Source organism: Baekduia sp., assembly GCF_035685985.1.
Lineage (GTDB): Bacteria > Actinomycetota > Thermoleophilia > Solirubrobacterales > Solirubrobacteraceae > Baekduia.
Genome location: NZ_DASRZV010000020.1, coordinates 156,053 through 173,934, shown reverse-complemented (window position 1 = coordinate 173,934; position 17,882 = coordinate 156,053). Strand labels below are relative to the sequence as shown.

The window sequence follows — 17,882 nt, the reverse complement described above, 5'->3', positions numbered from 1 at the left end:
TCCTGATCTACGGCCACTACGACGTCCAGGGCGCCGAGCCGCTCGACCTCTGGGACACGCCGCCGTTCGAGCCGACCGTCCGCGACGGGCGCATCTACGCGCGCGGCGCCGCCGACGACAAGGGCAACTTCCTGCCGCTGCTGGCCGCCGCCTGCGCCCTGGCCGAAGCGGGCGAGCTGCCCGTCCACGTCCGGATCGCGATCGAGGGCGAGGAGGAGGCCGGCGGCGAGTCGATCGCCGCCTGGCTGGCCGCCGACGAGCGCGGCGCCGACGCGGCGATCGTCTACGACTCGAGCATGGCGTCGCCGGAGCTGCCGGCGATCACGATCGGCCTGCGCGGCGTCGTGCTGACGACCTTCGACGTGCGCGGCGCCGACCGCGACCTGCACTCCGGCCTCTTCGGCGGGAGCGCGCTGAACTCGCTGCACGCGCTGCACGGCGCGCTGGCGCAGGTCCTCCCGGATCCGGAGACCGGCCTGCTGCGCGACGAGCTGCGCGTGGGCATCGCCCCGGTCGCCGACGCCGAGCGCGCGTCGTGGGCCGGGCTGCCCGACGGCGACGAGACGCTGAAGGCCTCCGGCGCGCGCCCCGCCTACCCGGGCGCCGGCCCCGACTACGTCGAGCGCAACGGCGCCGAGCCCGCGCTGGACGTCGACCAGGTCGTCGCCGGCGACGCCCGCACGGTGATCCCGGCCGTCACGCGCGCGACGGTCTCGATCCGCCTCGCCCCCGGCCAGGACCCGGCGGCGATGGGCGCCGAGGTCCTGCGGCTGCTGCGCGCCGGGCTGCCGGACGGCGCCGTGCTCGACGTGGTCTCCTCGCACACCGCCCAGCCCTCGCTGTTCCCGGTGGACACGCCGGCGATCGCGCTCGCCGCGCGGGCGATCGAGCGCGCCACCGGCCACGCGCCCGCGTTCGTGCGCTCCGGCGGCTCGATCCCGATCGTCGCGGACTTCGCGGCCAAGGGCATCCCGGCGATCGTGACCGGCTTCACGCTGCCCGACGACCCGATCCACGCGCCCAACGAGTCGATCTGGGAGCGCGGCCTGGAGCTGGGCTACGCGGCGGGCCGCGAGATGCTGATCGGCCTGGCCGCGCTCGGCGATCAGTAGCTTCCAGCGCCGCATGGAGCGGCGACTCGCCCCCCACGTCCTCGTCCCGATCGCGCTGGCGGTCGTCGTCTGGCTGGTCGCGCTCCCGGCGCGCTTCGTCAACTACGACACCGCCTACGCGACGGTCTGGGGCAACGACCTCCTGCACGGCCGCGTGCCGGACTACGACGTGCCGTTCGCGCCGACGCCGCATCCGCTGGCGATGGTCGTCGGCATGCTCGGCTCGCTGGGCGTCTTCGAGGTGCTGGCGTTCCTGGCGCTGGGCGTGTTGGGGTGGTTGACCTTCGAGCTGGGGCGCGCGTGGTTCAACGGGCCGACCGGCGTGCTGGCCGCGGCGATCGTGCTCACGCGCGAGCCGGTCTTCTCCTACGGCGTGCGCGCCTACGTCGACATCCCCTACATCTGCTTCCTGTTGGGGGCCCTGCTGATCGAGACGCGGCGACCGCGGGCGGGCACGTGGCCGCTGGTCCTGATCGCGCTGGCCGGGCTGCTGCGTCCCGAGGCGTGGCTGTTCGCCTTCGCCTACTGCGTCTGGCTGTGGCGGGGAGGCGCGCTCACGCGGACCCACGTGGCGTTGTTGGTGTCCGCGCCGTTGTTGTGGTGCTTGAGCGACCTGCTCATCACCGGCAACCCGATCCACTCGCTCACCGGCACCCGCGACACCGCCGCCGACCTGGGCCGGATCACCGGCCTGCGGCACGTGCCGAGCACGCTGCCGCGCCGCCTCGGCGAGATCCTCCGCGAGCCCGTCCTGCTCGGCGCGGCGATCGGCGGCGTGCTGTCGCTGTGGCGCCTGCGCGACCGCCGCGGCGTGCTGCTCGGCGCGGCGGCGGGCGTGATCGCGATCGTCGCGTTCTGCGTGCTGGCGGCCGCGGGCCTGTCGATCCTCACGCGCTACCTGCTGCTGCCCGCGACGATCCTGGCGATCTTCGCGGCCGCCGGCGTCTTCGGCTGGCTGGAGCTGGGCCGGACGGACCCGTGGCGCCGCCGGTGGATCGCGGGCGCGGCGCTGACCGCGGTCGCGCTGCTCGCCTTCGTCCCCTCGCAGGTGAGCCGCCTGCACGCCACCCGCGCGGCGCTCGTCACGCAGACCAAGATCCTCGACGAGCTGCACGAGCTGGCACCCCACGCGCGCTGCCCGACCCTCAGCGTCCCCAACCGCCGCGCGGTCCCGCAGCTCGCGCTGTGGACCGACCGGCCCCCGCGCGACATCGTCTCCGCGCAGGAGGCCGGCCGCTATACCGGCTCCGCCTTCGTCCCCGCGTCGCCCGCGATCGCCGACCAGTTCGTCCTCGACGCGCGCGACAAGGACAAGACGCTGCCGCCCGCCCCGCCGGTCCGGGCGTCGGTCTTCGGCCGCTACTGGACGCTCTACGACACCTGCGCTTGACACCAGGTGTGAGTGAGTGCATACTCACACCTGCATGACCCCTTCCGCCACCCAGACCAAGCGCACGCTGTCGACCGCCGAGGAGCGGCGCGAGGCCGTGCTCGAGGCCGGGATGACGGTGTTCGCCGAGAAGGGCTTCCTGGGCACGCCGACGACCGAGGTCGCCAAGGCCGCCGGCATCTCCCAGGCCTACCTCTTCCGGCTGTTCCCCACCAAGACGGACCTCGTCCTCGCCGTCGTCGAGCGCTCCAACCAGCGCATCGAGGAGGTCTTCCTCAAGGGCGCCGCCCAGGCCAAGGCCACCGGCGAGGAGCCCGAGGAGGTCATCGGCGAGGCCTACGGCGAGCTGCTGGAGGACCGCACGGTCCTGATGACCCAGATCCACCAGTTCGCGGCCGCGGCGTCGATGCCCGAGGTCGCCGAGGTCTCGCGCACGTTCTTCGCCAAGTTGTATGACCTGGCCCGCGAGCAGGCCGGCATGGACCAGGAGCGCGCCCACGCGTTCTTCGCCACCGGGATGCTCCTCAACGTCATGGCCGCCATCGGCGCCCAGGACGAGCACGGCGAGTGGGCCTCGACCCTGCGCGTCTGCTGACCCTCTGACCCCATGTCTCCCCGCTCCCCCTTTTTCGCCATCGAGTGAGTGACCAGTCACTCCCTCTTCCTCTCCCGTCGCACCGACCCCCGGTCCAGGAGGCCGACCCCATGACCCTCTCCCCCTCCGCGTCCCGCTCGCGCCCGCGCGCCGGCTGGACGTTTGCCATCGTCAGCGTGGCGCTGTTCATGGTCACGCTCGACAACCTCGTCGTCAGCACCGCGCTGCCGACGATCCGCGTCGACCTCGGCGCGTCGCTGGAGTCCCTGGAGTGGACGGTCAACGCCTACACCTTGGCGTTCGCCGTCCTGCTGCTGACCGGCGCGGCGCTCGGCGACCGCTTCGGCCGGCGGCGGATGTTCGGCCTCGGCGTCGGCCTCTTCACGGCCGCCAGCGCCGCGGCCGCCCTCGCGCCGACCACGGGCGCGCTGGTCGCCGCCCGCGCGGTGCAGGGCGTCGGCGCGGCGATCGTCCTGCCGCTCACGCTGACGCTGCTCTCCGAGGCGGTCCCGCCGGCCAAGCGCGGCCTGGCGCTCGGCGCGTGGTCGGGCATCAGCGGCCTGGGCGTCGCGCTCGGCCCGGTCGTCGGCGGCGCGGTCGTCGACGGGATCTCGTGGCACTGGATCTTCTGGCTGAACGTGCCGATCGGCCTGGCCGTCGTGCCGCTGAGCGCGCGCCTGCTGACCGAGTCGCGCGGACCCGCCAAGCAGCTCGACCTCCCGGGCATCGGCCTGGCCGGGGTGGGCCTGCTGGGCGTCGTGTACGGGATCGTGCGCGGCGAGGCCCTGGGCTGGACGTCGGCGACGATCGTCGGCTCGATCGGCGCCGGCGCGGCGCTGCTGGCGGCCTTCGTCGCCTGGGAGCTGCGCACCGCGACGCCGATGCTGCCGATGCGCTTCTTCCGCTCCCGCGCCTTCAGCGCCACCAACGGCACGTCGCTGGCCATGTTCTTCGGCGTCTTCGGCTCGATCTTCCTGCTGTCGCAGTTCTTCCAGACGACGCAGGGCCTGTCGCCGCTGGAGTCCGGGCTGCGCGTGCTGCCGTGGACGATCATGCCGATGTTCGTCGCGCCGGTCGCGGGCCTGATGAGCGACCGGATCGGCGCCCGGCCGCTGATGGCCGGCGGGCTGGCGCTGCAGGCGATCGCGATCGGCTGGCTGGCCACGGTGGTCACCCCGACGGTCGCCTACTCCGCGCTGATCGTGCCGTTCGTCCTGGCGGGCACGGGCATGGCGCTGGTCTTCGCGCCGGCGGCCAACAGCGTCCTGGGGTCCGTGCGGCCGGAGGAGGCCGGGCAGGCGTCGGGCGCGACGAACGCGATCCGCGAGCTGGGCGGCGTGCTCGGCGTGGCGATCCTGGCGTCGGTCTTCACGGCCCACGGTGGCTACCAGTCGCCGCAGGCCTACGTCGACGGCATGACGGCCGCGCTGCCGATCGGCGCCGCGGTGCTCGGGCTCGGCGCGCTGCTGGCGCTGCTGATCCCGGGCTCGGCGGCGCGCCACGAGGCCGCCGCGGAGGGCGTCGCCACGGCCGCGCCCGCGGCGACCTGAGCGTGCCGCGCCGGACCGCGCTCACCCCGGGCCGGGCCCGCCTCGTGCGGCGGACCCGGCCCGCGCTGTTCGCTGTTGCCGCGATCGGCGTTCGGGAACGTCGAGGCCATGCGACTTCTCCCCACCACCCTCCTCGCCGCCGGCACGCTCGCCCTGGTCGCAGCCGCGCCCACGGCGGGCGCCACCCGCACGAGCACCCGCACGCCGACGTGCCGCACCAGCAACCTCCACGTCGCGCTCGCCGCCAGTCCCGGCGGCCAGGCCGCGGGGTCGACCTTCGAGCTGCTGACGTTCACCAACACCGGCAAGGCGTCCTGCGCGATGGTCGGCTTCCCGGGCGTTTCGTTCGTGACCGGCCCCAACGGCCGTCAGGTCGGCGCCGCGGCCCAGCGGACCGCGGGCGTCGCGGTGCGGCGCGTCGTGCTGGCGCCCCGCGCCCGCGCGGTCGCCACGCTGCGCGTCGCCCACGCGGCGGACTTCCCGCCGACGCGCTGCCGGGCCCAGAAGGTCGCCGGGCTGCGCGTCTTCCCGCCGAACACCAGGACGACCGCCTTCGTGTCCCGGCGCGGGTTCGCCTGCTCGATGCGCGTCGCGCGGCAGCTGTCGGTGACCGCCGTCAGCGCCGCCTGATCCACGGATACGCGAAGGGCCCGCTCGGTGAGCGGGCCCTTCGTCGTTGCAAGTCAGTGGACCGTGCACCCTTCATCGAGATGCGGTCCCCGGGCGCCACGCCGGAGGGCGGCTCCGGTACCGGGAGCTCCCGCTGCGCCCGCCGGTGATCGCTTAAGGCTGCTTCCTTCCGGACCTGACCTGGTTCACGAGCCGTCGTCGCGCGGGACCCGGACCATCAACGCCGCCACGGCGCGCAGGCCCCGATGGCCACACCCCTCAAAAGGGGATTCGGCCTCGCTAGAGCGGATTGCGAGCGACAGGGCACCGCTACCTCCCCGCCTAGCACGGTCCGCGACGGAGTCTATCGCTGCGCGGTCGCGAGGGCGGCGACGAACTTCAGCAGCGACGACGACAGCGACGGGCCGACGTAGACGTTGCCGCCCGGAGCCGTGGTGGCCGGGACGGGCTGAGCGGGACGAGCGGACATAGAACGAAGTATTCCTGACGCGGGCGTCATCTTGTGTCGGTCGGCGCACAGACCACACGTTCGGGTGGGATGAGCGCCCGCCGGCGCGGCGCGCTCAGGCCGCGCGGGTGCGGTGCAGGCGCTCGCGCTCGTGCGGCGCCCACAGGTCCAGCTCGGGGCCCTTGGGGACGATCCCCGTCGGGTTGATCTGCGGATGCGTCAGGTAGTAGTGCCGCTTGATGTGGTCGAAGTCGACCGTGTCGGCGATGCGCGGCTGCTGGTAGAGGTCGCGCAGGTAGCCGGAGAGGTGCTCGTAGTCGGCGATCCGGCGCAGGTTGCACTTGAAGTGGCCGACGTAGACCGCGTCGAAGCGCACGAGCGTCACGAACAGGCGCCAATCGGCCTCGGTGATCTCGTCGCCCAGCAGGTAGCGGTTGGTCGCCAGGCGGTCGTCGAGCCAGTCCAGCGTCGCGAACAGCTCGTCGAAGGCCTCCTCGTAGGCCTCCTGGCTGGTCGCGAAGCCGGCGCGGTAGACGCCGTTGTTGACCGAGTGGTAGACGCGGTCGTTGACCTCGTCGATGGCGACGCGCAGGTCCTCCGGGTAGAGGTCGGGGCCGACCTCCGACCACGCGTTGAGCATCCGGACGATCTCGGCCGACTCGTTGTTGACGATCCGGTTGGCCTCGACGTCGAACAGCACCGGGACCGTCACGCGGTCCGCGAAGTCCGGATCGGTCAGCTCGTAGGCCTGCTTGAGGTAGGCGAAGCCGTTGACGGGATCGGGCCGGTCGGGGTCGAAGCGCCAGCCGCGCTCGTCGCGGATCGGGTCGACGACCGTCATCGGCAGCAGGTCCTCCAGGCCCTTGAGCTGGCGGACGATCACCGTCCGCGACGCCCACGGGCAGGCCAGCGACACGTACAGGTGGTAGCGGCCCGCCGGCGGACGCTCCATGACGGACTCACGGAACCGGCTCTCCTGGCGGACGAACCGCCCCTCGCCGTCGCTCTCCTTGCTGAACTGCGCCTTCGACATGGCGTGCACGTTAGGACACGATCCGCCCGCCGGCACGGCGCCGGCGGCACGCTGACGCGAAACGTCCACGCGCGCGGATGCCGCCTACGCGGCCTCCAGCACGAGCGTGTCCGCGGGATCCCAGACGACGTCGACCCGGCCGCCGCGCGCGATCGGCGCGCCGCCGTCCCCGAGCGTGGTCGCGATCAGCCGGATCCCCGCGCCGGCGTCCAGCAGGACGTTGGTGGTCGCGCCCAGGTACACGACGTCGACCACGTCGGCGCCCAGGCGCGCGGCGCCGTCGCCGTCCTCGCCGCCCGGGACCACGACCCGCAGCCGCTCCGGCCGCACCGACGCGAGCACATGCGCGCCGTCGGCGAACGCCCCGCCGCGGCCGCCCGGCAGCGGGACCGACAGCCGCCCGGCCACGCGCAGGTCGGCCCCGGAGACCTCGGCGGGCATCAGGTTCGACGTGCCGATGAAGCCCGCCACGAACGCGTTGGCCGGGTGCCGGTAGATCTCGGCCGACGTGCCGAGCTGCCGCAGCCGCCCGTCGCTCATCACGCCGATCCGGTCCGACATGCTGAGCGCCTCCTCCTGGTCGTGCGTGACGAACACGAACGTGATGCCCAGCTCCCGCTGGATGGCCTTCAACTCGATCTGCATCTCGCGCCGCAGCTTGAGGTCCAGCGCGCCCAAGGGCTCGTCCAGCAGCAGCAGCGCGGGCCGGTTGACCAGCGCGCGGGCCAGCGCGACGCGCTGCTGCTGGCCGCCCGAGAGCTGCGACGGCCGGCTCTCGGCCCGCGGCGCGAGCTGCACCAGCTCGAGCATCTCCCCCACCCGCCGCCGGATCTCGGCCCGGCCGACCTTCGAGCGCTTCAACCCGAAGGCGATGTTGTCGGCCACGCTCAGGTGCTCGAACAACGCGTAGGACTGGAACACGGTGTTGACGTTGCGCCGGTAGGGCGGCACGGACGTCACGTCCCGGCCGTCGAGCAGGATCGTGCCCGCGTCGGGGACCTCGAAGCCCGCGAGCATCCGCAGCGTCGTCGTCTTGCCGCAGCCCGACGGCCCCAACAACGACAGGAACTCGCCGCGACCGATCTCCAGGTCCAGGCCGTCGACCGCCACGGCGTCGCCGTAGCGCTTGGTCACGCCGCGCAGGACGGCGGGCGGCGTCGTGTCGTCGCTCATCGGTCGCTCCTGGCCTCGCGCGCGCCGAACCACGGCGGCACGCGGAACTGCGCGTCGGCGTACGGCCGCGGCGCGAGGATCCGCTGGCGGCCGTCCTGGATCTGGAAGACGAGCTGCGCCTGGCCGAGCGTCGGGTCGGGCGTCTCGTCGGGATAGGCCAGCGCGCACTGGCGCTCGTGGCCGAGGAAGTAGGAGCCGTTGACGCCGCGGTGCACGATCCGGCGCAGCTCGCGCGCGACGTCGTCGAACGCGCGCGGGTTGCCGACGCGCGCCCACGCCTGCGTCAGCAGGTGGACCTGGTCATAGGACAGCCCCGCGACCGACCGGCCCGGCGGCGACCCGTAGGTGTCGGCGTACTGCGTGGCGAACGCGCGGCCGAAGCGATCGTCGTAGGAGCCGCTGACCGTCGCCCACAGCATGCCCTCGGCGGCGTCGCCGACCAAGGGCAGGTACTCGGCGGCCGAGGGCGCGTAGACGCCGTAGATGAGGGTGTCGGTCGGCTCGGCCAGGAACTCCAGCTGGAAGCGCGCGGCCTCCAGCGGCACGAAGTGCAACAACAGCACGGCGGCGGGCTCGGTGGCGCGGATCTGGGCCAGCGCGCTGGCCCAGTCGACCTCGTAGGTCGGGACCGTGACGATCGCGTCGACCGTCCACCCCGAGCGCTCGGCCGCGTCCAGCGTCTCCGGCGACGACGCGCGCCCGCCCTGGATCGCGGTCTCGATCAGCACGACGCGCCGGTTGCGCGGCGTCCAGCCGCGCCGCTCCAGCTCGTCCAGCGTGCGCACGAACCCGCTGCCGTAGTGGATCTCGGTCGGGACCGCCTGGAAGACGTTGCCGAAGCGGTCGGGCTCGTGGGAGACCATCTGCGCCACGACCTCCGAGGTCATCGTGTTGAGGACCGGGCAGCCGTAGGCGCCGATGCGCTCGTAGGTCGCGGTCCCCTCCTCGAAGTCGTAGCCCGCCGTGATCGCGTCGACCTCCAGGTCGATCAGCCGCTGCAGCGCCGCGGTGGGGCCGCCGGCCTCGGTGATCTCGACGTCGACGACGACCTGCTCGATCGGCCGCCCGGCGATGCCGCCGCGCGCGTTGATCTCGGCGATCGCCATCCGCGAGGCGTTGGTCATCTCCAGCCCCTCGCCGCGCGACGGGCCGCCGAGCGGGAACGCCGAGCCGATCAGGTACGGGCGCGGCCGCGAGCGCGGCAGCGGCGGCGGCTTGCGATGGCGGCTGGGCACGTCGAAGCCGCGGCGGACGTGCTGGTCCAGCGCGCCGACGACGAGGCCGTCGACGCTGCGCCCGCCGCCGGGCACCGGCAGCCGGAGGATCCCGTGCTGGATGGCGATCGACGCCACGCCGGCGCGGGTGGCCTGGCCGAGCTTCTCCAGGATGTGCTCGACGTGCTTGGAGACCGTGCGCGGGCTGGTGCGCAGGTGCGCGCCGACCTCGGGGTTGTTGAGGCCGCCGGCGACGAGCGTCAGCACGTCCAGCTCGCGCAGCGTCAGGCCGTAGGGCGCCTCGATGGCCACCAACTCGACCAGCGCGGTCGCCGGCTGGTCGACCGGGCGCGGCAGCCGTTGGACGTGGACGGCGTACCAGGCGGTCGGCGTCGCCTCCTCGTCGGCCCACACGAACCGCGCGCTGCCGAGCTCCAGCGCCAGCAGCGCCCGCGCGTACTCGACGAGCGCGGGGTAGGCGTCCAGCAGCCGGCGGCCGCGGCCGTCGTTGACCTCGCGGATCCGGCCGGCCTCGTCGACCTGGGCGCTGGGCAGCACGACCTCGCCGGGGACGATCGACATCGGCTCGTACTGTGGGGTCACGGCTCGACCAGGCTATCGGCGCAGCGTGCGGCGATCTCGGCACAGGGCGCGATCGTCACGTCGTCGTGCGAGCGCAGGAACGCCACGAAGGCGTCGAGCATCGCCAGGCGGCCGGGCCGCCCGATGAACTGCGGGTGCATGGTCAAGATGTAGGTCCCGCCCAGGCGGCGCATCCCGTGGAACTCCTCCTCCCAGATCGCGCGGACCTCGGCCGCGGGCGCGATCCGCTTGACGAACGACTCGTCGCTGAACCAGAAGTGCGGCGCGTCGTCCAGCAGCCACTGCACGGGCAGCTCCACGAGGCCGGAGCCCGCGTGCCGGTAGGGCTTGATGTCGTCCATCAGGTTGGACGAGTAGGCGATGCCATGGCGTTGGAGCAGCTCCAGGGTCGCCGGGCTGAAGTCCCAGGACGGCGAGCGATAGCCGGAGATCGTCGCGCCGAGGCCCTCCAGGACCGCGCGCGAGCGGACCAGCTCGGCCTCCTCCTCGGCGGCGGTCAGGTCGGCCGGCGAGGTGTGGGTGTAGCCGTGCAGGCCGACCTCGTGGCCGCCGGCGAGGATCTCGCGCACCCGCTCGGGATAGCGCTCGGCGACCTTGCCGGGGACGAAGAACGTGGCGCGCGCCTCGTGGCGGGCCAGCAGGTCGAGCAGCAGCGGGACCGCGACGCGGGCGTCGTAGGTGCCCTGCGAGAGGACGCCGGGACGGTGGGCGTTGGCCGGGTTGGAGGAGATCCAGACCTCCTCCGCGTCGAAGTCGAAGGTGAGCGCGACGTCCATCTAGATCCTCACCCCCCGGCGCTTGGAGACGGCCCGGCCGACGGCCCACGAGCCCCCGAGCACGAGCGTGACGATGGCGAGCATGAGAACGCCGATGGCGTTGACCTCCGGTGTGACGCCGACGCGCAGCATCGAGTAGATCCGCACCGGCAGCGGCTGGGTGCCGATCCCGGTGGCGAAGAAGGACGTGATGAAGTTGTCGAAGGACAACACGAACGAGAGCAGCGCCCCGGCGGCGATGGCCGGCGCGACGAGCGGCAGGATCACCAGCCGGATCGCCTGCAGCGGCGTGGCGCCCAGGTCCAGCGCCGCCTCCTCCAGCTGCCCGTCGAGGTTGGCCAGGCGGCTGCGGACGAGCACCGCGACGAACGCGAGCGTCAGCGCGACGTGCGCGGCCAGCAGCGTGCCGGTCGACAGCGGGATCGAGAGCTGGGTGAAGAGCAGCAGCAGCGCGACCGCGGTGGCGGTCTCGGGCGCGACGAGCCGCAGCAGGATCGCCGCGTCGGTCGTGCGGGCGGGCACGCGCGAGGCGCGGCGCAGGCCGATCGCCAGCGCGGTGCCCAGCGCGGTCGAGATGACGGCGGTGGCGACCGCGATCTCCAAGCTGTAGGCCAACGACGAGAGCACGTCGCCGTCGTGGGCCAGCGTGCGGTACCAGCGCGTGTCGAGCGCGCCCATGCGCACCAGCGAGCGCTCGCCGTTGAGCGAGAACACCGCCACGACGACGACCGGCAGCAGCAGGAAGGCCATCACCAGCGCGGTGACGAGGCGCAGGACGCGCGGACGCTCCCTCATGCCGCCGCCCCCGCGGTCGCCGCCGCGGCCAGCCCGCGGCGCGCGAGGCCGAACGTGAGCGCGAGCGTCGCCACCAGCAGGACGATCAACACCACCGCGAACGCCGCGCCGACGGTCTGCGCGCCCGCCTCGGTGAACTGCGAGGCGATCAGGTTCCCCGCCATGGTCGTGTTCGGGCCGCCGAGGAACTGCGCGGTGGCGAAGTCGCCGAGGACCGGCAGGAAGACCAGCAGGCAGCCGCCGACGATCCCGGGCCGCGACGCGGGCAGCGTCACGTGCGCGAACACCGCGCGCGGCGTGCCGTAGAGGTCCTTGCCCGCCTCGACGAGGCGGAAGTCGAACGTGCCGAGCGTCGCGTACAGCGGCAGGATCATCAGCGGCAGGTAGCCGTAGACGAGGCCGAGGATCACCGCCCACGAGGTGCCGAGGACGTGGACCTGGCCGAGGCCGACGTCGCCGAGCAGGTTGTTGATGATGCCGCCGTCGCTGAGCAGCGTGCGCCAGGCGTAGATGCGGACGAGGTAGTCCACCAGCCAGGGCGCGACGACGGCGACGATGATGACCGGGCCCAGGCGCCCGGCGAAGCGCACGCAGTAGTAGGCGACCGGGTAGGCGAGCGCGACGCAGATCGCCGTCGTGGCGAGGCTGAACAGGACCGTCCGCCAGACCGCGGGCAGGTTGTAGGACTGGAAGACCTGGCTGTAGTTGTCGGTGGTGAAGCCCAGGACGGGACGGCCGAGGATGTCGACCGTCCCGAACGAGAACACCACCACCAGGGCCAAGGGCACCAGGAACAGCCCCAGGAGCACGAGGGCTCCCGGGGTCAGCAGGGCGTTCCAGATGCGGGTGAAGCGCTCCACGGCGTCCGGCTCAGGCCTTGAAGCGCGACCACTGCTGGTTCCACAGCGACAGCCGCGCGCCGGTCGCCGACTCCTTCCACTTGGCGTTGGCCAGGACGTCGGCGCCGAGGTCGAGGAAGGGGTAGTCCTTGATCAGGTCGCCGTAGGCCTGGTCGCCGCTGGTCGTGCCGTTGGGGTAGCCGGTGTAGGTGACGTTCTTGGAGGAGTTCTCGGGCTTGAGGATCCAGTCCATGAACAGCAGCGCGGTCCCCGGGCTCTTGGCCTTGGCGCCGATCGACAGCGTGTCGCAGCCCATGCAGATGCCCTCCTTCGGGAACTCGAACTTGAGGTTCTCGGGCTGCTTGGAGGCCTGGATGGCGCGGAAGGCCGAGCCGGTCCACGCGTGCGACATCCAGGAGTTGCCGCCGCCGATGTCGCCCTCGATGTCGGCCGAGATCCCGCCGAGGCTCGGCTTGAGCTTGAGCAGCTCGTCGACGGCCTTGGTGACCTGCCCGCCGTCGCCGGAGACGACCGAGTCGCCGTTGCGGATCAGGCTCAGGCCGATCGTCTCGTCGACCTGGCCGATGACGTAGATCTTGCCCTTGGCCTCGGGCGCGTTCCACAGGTCGCTCCACGACCCGGCCGCGCTGGTGACCTTGTCGCTGCGGTAGAGGATGCCCGCCGGGCCGTAGCCGTAGGGGATCGAGTAGCGGTGCTCGGCCCTGTCGTAGGGCGGCGCCTGGAAGTAGCTGACGATCTCGCCGCTGTTCTTGAGCTGGGCGAAGTCGAACGGCTGCACCAGGCCGCCGGCGATCAACCGCTTGTTGTAGGCCGAGTTGGTGGTGATGAGGTCGTAGGGCAGGCCGGTGGCCAGCTTCTGGACCATCAGGTCGTCGGAGTCGAAGAACGTCAGCTTGACCTTGACGCCGTGCTCCTTCTCGAAGGCCTTGACGACCTTGGGGTCGACGTAGCCCTCCCAGGTGAACCAGGTCAGGTCGCCGTCGGCGACCGGCTTGACCTTCGGCGCGGCGCCGGAGGCCGCGCCGGCGGCGCCGCCGCCGGACGAGCCGCAGGCCGCGAGGCCGCCGGCGGCCAGGCCGAGGCCGGCCGCGAAGGTGGTCTTCAGGGCGGTGCGCCGCGTGAACGGGCGCGGGGAGCCACTCATGGCAGGTTCTCCTCAGATAGACAGGAGGCCCGAGTAGTCGAGCGTCCGGTACGGCGTCGTGCAGGGGTTCCCGTCGGCGAGCGAGACCCGGCGCTCGTCGAGGTCCATCAGGATCGAGACCGCCGTGACGTCCCGGTCGGCCTCGTCGAGGTCCGGGTCCGGGTGGCAGCACACGGCGTTGGGGAAGTTGTCGTGGTCGGCGAACGCGGCGCGGACGACGTCCTCGTCGACCGGGCCCTCGTGGGCGCCGACGAGCGTCGTCAGGCGCCGGAGGCGCAGCGGGCTGGACGGCATCAGCGAGCCGCCCGCGTCCAGGCCGGTCACCGCCGCGGCGCGGAAGTGGTTGGTGTGGCCGACGAAGCCGTCGACCGGCGCGAGGTCGTGCAGGCCCTCGGGACCGCCGGGGATCGCCTCGACGTCGACGGCGTGGCCGCCGTCGTGCGGGTCGGCGAGCAGGTAGTTGGCCGAGGAGGAGCGCGGCAGCTCGTCCAGCAGCGCGCGGGCCTCCGCGACGCTCGCGCAGTCCAGCAGCAGGCGCAGCGTCACGTGGTAGGGGACGCCCGGCGCCCCGTCGTCGCCGGGCGTCAAGAGGAAGTTGGTGCACAGGCCGAGGCCGTGGGCGTTCATCCCGGTCTTGGCCAGCAGGCCCGCCTCGACGGCCGTCACGTAGTTGGGGGCGTCGCCGTCCTGCCGGGCCTCGAGCACGACCACCGTGTCGGTCACGTGCACCAGCCAGTCCCAGTTCTGGCCGACGAGCGTGTGGCCGGACGCGGTGCGCGACGGCAGCAGCGCCAGGCCCGAGCAGCCGTCGGTCGCGCGGGCGGCCAGGCCCTCGCGGACCCAGGCGGCGGCCATGACCTCGGTGCGCGCGTTGAGCGTGACGATGTCCTCGGGCTCGACGCCGGCGCCCGCGGCGATCCCGGCCATCTCGTCCAGGCAGCCGGGCGCGTGGGTCGTCAGCGCGGGCAGGTAGCGCTCGGCCGCCGTGCGCGCCCGCGCCCAGCTCCAGCCCGCGTGGGCGGCGAAGGCGCGCTCGTAGCCCTCCAGCGAGCGCTGGACCCGCGCGCGGGCCGCGGCCCCGTAGGCGCGGCCCCGCTCGAAGGCCGAGCCCGAGACCTGGACGTGGTCGTAGGGCACGGCGCCTAGCCCACCTTGTGCGGCTCGGTGATGTAGATCTTGTTGCGCTCCGGATCGTAAAAGGACCGGAAGCGGTACCACGTGCCGCTCGGATGGTGCCAGTCGCGGATCCCGTCGCCGGTCCACTCGACGTGGCCGTCCAGCTCGGCGATCGCCGCGTCGAGGTCCTCGACGGCGAACGAGAACGACTCGAAGCCCGGAGGGCTGTCGTCGCTGTCGTCCCCGTAGAGGCGCGGGTGCTCGCCCTGGCCGGGGAAGAAGTACAACGTGACGTCGCCGGCCTGGACGGCGAACCAGCCCGGCTCGCGCTCGAACAGGTACGGCAGGCCGAGCGTGCCGTGGTAGAAGTCGGCCATCTTCTCGACGTCGACGCAGAACACGTCGATGTTGTCGAAGCGGCCCAGCGTCACGGCCATCGCTAGACGCCCCGCTCCAGCGGCGCCTCGCGCGTGTTGACGCCCGCGATCATCCCGCCGTCGACGACGTAGGTCTGCCCCGTGCAGAACGACGAGCGGTCGGAGGCGAGGAAGAGCGCCATCTCGGCGATCTCCTGCGGCGTGGCGATGCGGCCCAGCGCGTGCCAGCGCTCGACGCGGGCGCGCAGCTCGGCGCCGTCGGCGGCCTCGGCGTAGAAGCTCTCCACCATCGGCGTGGCGACGTAGCCGGGCGCGATCGCGTTGACGCGGATCCCGTCGGGCGCGGCCTCGATCGCGGCGGCGCGCGTGAACGAGAGGATCGCGCCCTTGGCGGCGCAGTGCGCGGCGACGCCGTGCTCGGCCCAGTGGGCGAAGGTGCCGGACATCGTCACGATCGCGCCGCCGCCGAGGCGGCGCATGCGCGGCAGCGCGGCGCGGACCGTCAAGAACGTGCCCTTGACGTCGATGGCCATGATCCTGTCCCAGACCTCGGGCGTGGTGCCCTCGATCGTGGCGCCGAACAACCCGCCGGCCTGCGCGACGACGACGTGCGGGCCGCCGAGGTCCTCCGCGGCGGCGATCAGCGCGTCGACGTCGGCGGCGTCGGTGACGTCGCAGCGGACCCCGGTCGCCCGGCCGCCCGCGGCCTCGATCGCGCCGACCGCCTCGGCGAGCGTCGGCTCGTCGATGTCGCCCAGCACGACCTGCGCGCCCTCGCGAGCCAGCAGCTCCGCGATCGCCCGCCCGTTCCCCTGCGCCGCGCCGGTGACGACGGCGATCTTCCCTTCAAGCTCCACGACGGTCCTTCCCCTTGCGGTCTGATCTCCCGCCGACGCCCACCGTGGGGACGAGCGCCGACGAACGGCATTCTGCGGTCCCACGGCCCGCGAACGCCATACGCCGGTTGACGTACCACCACCGCCACGGCCCACGAACCCGCCGCAAACCGGCCCTCCGCCCCCGACAAGCCCCGAATCCCGCCCTCCAGCTAAACTGACCCAGCTCTGAGGGCGCGTAGCTCAGTGGGAGAGCGCTCGCTTCACACGCGAGAGGTCGCAGGTTCGAAACCCGCCGCGCCCATCCTGGAAGGCCCCGCTCAGCGGGGCCTTCCGCGTTTGGGCGTTGATGCTCGCGGAGGCGAAATCCCGTGCGTTGGCCGAAACGTTGGCCGAAACTCGGGTCATGCGGGCAGGGTACCGCCGCTTGCGTCCGCCGGACGCTTCACAACGGGCCACGTGCTACACCCTGCCAATGTCGTCTGCACACGGCGCTGTGCCAGCCGTTGGCCCTGATCTGGTCACCGCCCGCATGGCCGAGATCGAGACCAGCCTCCAGGATCGATCCGAGCGCATCGTCGCACCGACCGCGCCGCTCCACAGCGACATACTCGAACGCATCGGCACCGGTCTGGAGGGCGCGGAGGCTGCCGCCGCGATGCGCGGCTACCTCGAGCGCCTGGAAGATGCGATGAAGGAGATCGCATCACGGCACAGCCGCATGTACTGGCTTCACCTGACCCGCCGCCTCCCGCCAGAGCCTCTCGGAGATAGCCGACCCTGGACAGTGACCCTCTACCGGCGCGTGCTGACACTCGCTGTGTTGAAGCACGGCCTTCCTGGCTTGGAAGGCGACTTCAACGTGATCGACGCGAGCGACGGGCGCATGGTCGTGCCTCGGAAACTGACGGATCAGGATGTGGTCGACGCTCGCGCCCTCGAGTACCTGGCGTACGAATTCAACCACGCAACATCGGCATTCCGGCGGATCGGCAAGGGCGCGGTACTTCGTGTTATTGACGGTGATCTGCGCGCCATCGCAACTGACGACGTGCAGGCGAAGATGGTGGCGTATGACGCGCGGGTCGCCGCTTCCGGCACGCTGTCGAGCTCGCACGGAGCGGCGGTCGACGTTGACACCTTCCCGGAACCCGGACCGAGCAGCCCTATGCCATTTGCCGCTTGGGGCCTCGTGTCCAATGCGCTGCGCGAGCCGGCGGAGAAGCTCGTGGACTTCGCCCGCGTCCGGTTCGACGGGCCGCCGAATCACATGCCGGCCCCGTTCGTCCTTGACCACTCGCGCGAGGTGCTCGTGCGATTTGAGGACGCGATGCGGGACGCGATCGGCGCAACGCCCGACGCCCTCCTGGCATCGCTGTTTGGGTTGTGCACCCACATGCTCAAGGGCCTGCGGAACGAGCCTCGGCTTGCCCACCAGATGTTCAACGTTGGGTACTACGGCGTCAGCGTCGGCTACCACTACGACGGTGTTTGCAAGAACGTGGCGGACTACGTCATCGCCTGGTGGCAGCGGTTCCTCGACGAAACCATCGATCACCCCTCGGCCTTGACGATCGTCAAGGATGCCTTCGAGGCGCTCACTTACTCAAGCGACGACCTCCGCGACATCGATCTATGGAACCGCTCGCCCTTTCGTCTCATCCTCGCCAGCGACGACCAGCGTGTGTTCGACTTCAGCGCCATCGTCGAGATGACCGCTGGGCTCTTCGAAGCAGTCGGCTCGATCCCCGGAGATCCAGATAGCGTCAAGGGCAGCGGCTTCGAGCAGGAGATCAGCCGACGAGCCATTGCCGCCGGACTCACTCCGTGGAAGACGGGGCGCGTTAAGCTCGCTGACGGAACCGAGCGCGAGGTCGACGCGTCGTTCGTCGCCGGAACCACACTTTGGCTCGTGGAATGCAAGGCCATAGCGCAAACCCCGCGGATCGAGGCAGGGGACTACGCAGCTCTCAAGAGCCGGTGGGAGCGCCTCGAGAAGCATGTACGACAAGCGCAGACGCTGGCGGCGTTCGTCGCCACGAATCGCAAGGGCACCAACTTCGAAGTACCAGCGGTGGTCGAGAACGTCGAGTACTGCGTCTGCACCCCCGCACCCGAATGGATTCCTTCAGACGAGCCGGATCTTTGGCTGACACCGGAGATACCGCGGATCTGCACTCCCGATGAGTTGTTGATCATCTTGCAACGAAGCCGTGGCGCTTAAGCTTCG

The 17,882-nt window shown here is 72.0% G+C and carries 17 protein-coding genes, 1 tRNA gene and 1 other RNA gene; 7 read left to right on the top strand and 12 right to left on the bottom strand.

What is annotated here, in order from left to right; genetic code table 11:
- The 5 genes from VFG42_RS11300 to VFG42_RS11280 form a co-directional block, all read left to right on the top strand.
- Positions 1-1,112: M20/M25/M40 family metallo-hydrolase (locus VFG42_RS11300; protein WP_324908376.1), on the top strand; the 1,112-nt coding region annotated here is incomplete at its 5' end.
- Positions 1,113-1,125: 13 nt separating this feature from the next.
- On the top strand, positions 1,126-2,502 hold the full coding sequence (locus VFG42_RS11295) for a hypothetical protein (RefSeq protein ID WP_324908374.1): 1,377 nt from the start codon (positions 1,126-1,128) through the stop codon (positions 2,500-2,502).
- Positions 2,503-2,536: 34 nt separating this feature from the next.
- Positions 2,537-3,097, top strand: coding sequence for a TetR/AcrR family transcriptional regulator (locus VFG42_RS11290; protein ID WP_324908372.1), 561 nt, complete (start codon positions 2,537-2,539; stop codon positions 3,095-3,097).
- Between the two features lie 110 nt (positions 3,098-3,207).
- The gene (locus tag VFG42_RS11285; protein WP_324908370.1) at positions 3,208-4,647 is read left to right on the top strand and encodes a DHA2 family efflux MFS transporter permease subunit; all 1,440 of its coding nucleotides are present in this window, start codon (positions 3,208-3,210) and stop codon (positions 4,645-4,647) included.
- A 108-nt stretch (positions 4,648-4,755) separates the two neighbouring features.
- Positions 4,756-5,277 carry a DUF4232 domain-containing protein gene (locus VFG42_RS11280; RefSeq protein ID WP_324908368.1) on the top strand — a complete coding sequence of 174 codons (522 nt, stop codon included), beginning with the start codon at positions 4,756-4,758 and terminating at the stop codon, positions 5,275-5,277.
- 61 nt (positions 5,278-5,338) lie between these two features.
- Here the strand turns inward: VFG42_RS11280 and ffs are convergent.
- The 12 genes from ffs to VFG42_RS11220 form a co-directional block, all read right to left on the bottom strand.
- Positions 5,339-5,607: signal recognition particle sRNA large type (gene ffs, locus VFG42_RS11275), an RNA gene on the bottom strand.
- 13 nt (positions 5,608-5,620) lie between these two features.
- The gene (locus VFG42_RS11270; protein WP_324908366.1) at positions 5,621-5,746 is read right to left on the bottom strand and encodes a hypothetical protein; all 126 of its coding nucleotides are present in this window, start codon (positions 5,744-5,746) and stop codon (positions 5,621-5,623) included.
- Positions 5,747-5,840: 94 nt separating this feature from the next.
- Positions 5,841-6,758, bottom strand: a complete 918-nt coding sequence (locus VFG42_RS11265) for a glutathione S-transferase family protein (RefSeq protein WP_324908364.1) — start codon at positions 6,756-6,758, stop codon at positions 5,841-5,843.
- 84 nt (positions 6,759-6,842) lie between these two features.
- The gene (locus tag VFG42_RS11260; RefSeq protein ID WP_324908362.1) at positions 6,843-7,931 is read right to left on the bottom strand and encodes an ABC transporter ATP-binding protein; all 1,089 of its coding nucleotides are present in this window, start codon (positions 7,929-7,931) and stop codon (positions 6,843-6,845) included.
- Positions 7,928-9,748, bottom strand: coding sequence for an ABC transporter substrate-binding protein (locus VFG42_RS11255; RefSeq protein ID WP_324908360.1), 1,821 nt, complete (start codon positions 9,746-9,748; stop codon positions 7,928-7,930). The genes VFG42_RS11260 and VFG42_RS11255 overlap by 4 nt, the downstream gene beginning before the upstream one ends.
- Positions 9,745-10,524, bottom strand: a complete 780-nt coding sequence (locus VFG42_RS11250) for a polysaccharide deacetylase (protein ID WP_324908358.1) — start codon at positions 10,522-10,524, stop codon at positions 9,745-9,747. The genes VFG42_RS11255 and VFG42_RS11250 overlap by 4 nt, the downstream gene beginning before the upstream one ends.
- Positions 10,525-11,319 (bottom strand): ABC transporter permease, encoded by a 795-nt coding sequence (locus VFG42_RS11245; protein ID WP_324908355.1) that lies wholly within the window; start codon positions 11,317-11,319, stop codon positions 10,525-10,527. It abuts the gene before it with no gap.
- Positions 11,316-12,179, bottom strand: a complete 864-nt coding sequence (locus tag VFG42_RS11240) for an ABC transporter permease (protein WP_324908353.1) — start codon at positions 12,177-12,179, stop codon at positions 11,316-11,318. The genes VFG42_RS11245 and VFG42_RS11240 overlap by 4 nt, the downstream gene beginning before the upstream one ends.
- Positions 12,180-12,189: 10 nt before the next feature.
- A complete protein-coding gene (locus tag VFG42_RS11235) occupies positions 12,190-13,323 on the bottom strand; it encodes a spermidine/putrescine ABC transporter substrate-binding protein (RefSeq protein ID WP_324908351.1) in 1,134 nt (377 codons plus the stop codon).
- 12 nt (positions 13,324-13,335) lie between these two features.
- Positions 13,336-14,460, bottom strand: a complete 1,125-nt coding sequence (locus VFG42_RS11230; protein WP_324908349.1) for a C45 family peptidase — start codon at positions 14,458-14,460, stop codon at positions 13,336-13,338.
- A 5-nt stretch (positions 14,461-14,465) separates the two neighbouring features.
- Positions 14,466-14,876: a VOC family protein gene (locus VFG42_RS11225; protein ID WP_324908347.1), complete on the bottom strand. Its 411-nt coding sequence runs from the start codon at positions 14,874-14,876 to the stop codon at positions 14,466-14,468.
- 2 nt (positions 14,877-14,878) lie between these two features.
- Positions 14,879-15,673 (bottom strand): SDR family NAD(P)-dependent oxidoreductase, encoded by a 795-nt coding sequence (locus VFG42_RS11220; protein ID WP_324908345.1) that lies wholly within the window; start codon positions 15,671-15,673, stop codon positions 14,879-14,881.
- Between the two features lie 211 nt (positions 15,674-15,884).
- Here VFG42_RS11220 and VFG42_RS11215 point away from each other — a divergent pair.
- Both VFG42_RS11215 and VFG42_RS11210 read left to right on the top strand, forming a co-directional pair.
- Positions 15,885-15,956, top strand: a tRNA-Val gene (locus VFG42_RS11215).
- Between the two features lie 228 nt (positions 15,957-16,184).
- A complete protein-coding gene (locus VFG42_RS11210) occupies positions 16,185-17,876 on the top strand; it encodes a hypothetical protein (RefSeq protein ID WP_324908343.1) in 1,692 nt (563 codons plus the stop codon).
- Positions 17,877-17,882 lie beyond the last annotated feature (6 nt).

What these genes read in the sequence shown, in the direction of transcription:
- VFG42_RS11280 (WP_324908368.1), top strand. Translation starts at nt 4,756, where the DNA reads ATGCGACTTCTCCCCACCACCCTCCTCGCCGCCGGCACGCTCGCCCTG.
- VFG42_RS11270 (WP_324908366.1), bottom strand. Translation starts at nt 5,746, where the DNA reads ATGTCCGCTCGTCCCGCTCAGCCCGTCCCGGCCACCACGGCTCCGGGC.
- VFG42_RS11265 (WP_324908364.1), bottom strand. Translation starts at nt 6,758, where the DNA reads ATGTCGAAGGCGCAGTTCAGCAAGGAGAGCGACGGCGAGGGGCGGTTC.
- VFG42_RS11225 (WP_324908347.1), bottom strand. Translation starts at nt 14,876, where the DNA reads ATGGCCGTGACGCTGGGCCGCTTCGACAACATCGACGTGTTCTGCGTC.
- VFG42_RS11245 (WP_324908355.1), bottom strand. Translation starts at nt 11,319, where the DNA reads ATGAGGGAGCGTCCGCGCGTCCTGCGCCTCGTCACCGCGCTGGTGATG.
- VFG42_RS11295 (WP_324908374.1), top strand. Translation starts at nt 1,126, where the DNA reads ATGGAGCGGCGACTCGCCCCCCACGTCCTCGTCCCGATCGCGCTGGCG.
- VFG42_RS11210 (WP_324908343.1), top strand. Translation starts at nt 16,185, where the DNA reads ATGGCCGAGATCGAGACCAGCCTCCAGGATCGATCCGAGCGCATCGTC.
- VFG42_RS11290 (WP_324908372.1), top strand. Translation starts at nt 2,537, where the DNA reads ATGACCCCTTCCGCCACCCAGACCAAGCGCACGCTGTCGACCGCCGAG.
- VFG42_RS11235 (WP_324908351.1), bottom strand. Translation starts at nt 13,323, where the DNA reads ATGAGTGGCTCCCCGCGCCCGTTCACGCGGCGCACCGCCCTGAAGACC.
- VFG42_RS11285 (WP_324908370.1), top strand. Translation starts at nt 3,208, where the DNA reads ATGACCCTCTCCCCCTCCGCGTCCCGCTCGCGCCCGCGCGCCGGCTGG.
- VFG42_RS11260 (WP_324908362.1), bottom strand. Translation starts at nt 7,931, where the DNA reads ATGAGCGACGACACGACGCCGCCCGCCGTCCTGCGCGGCGTGACCAAG.
- VFG42_RS11250 (WP_324908358.1), bottom strand. Translation starts at nt 10,524, where the DNA reads ATGGACGTCGCGCTCACCTTCGACTTCGACGCGGAGGAGGTCTGGATC.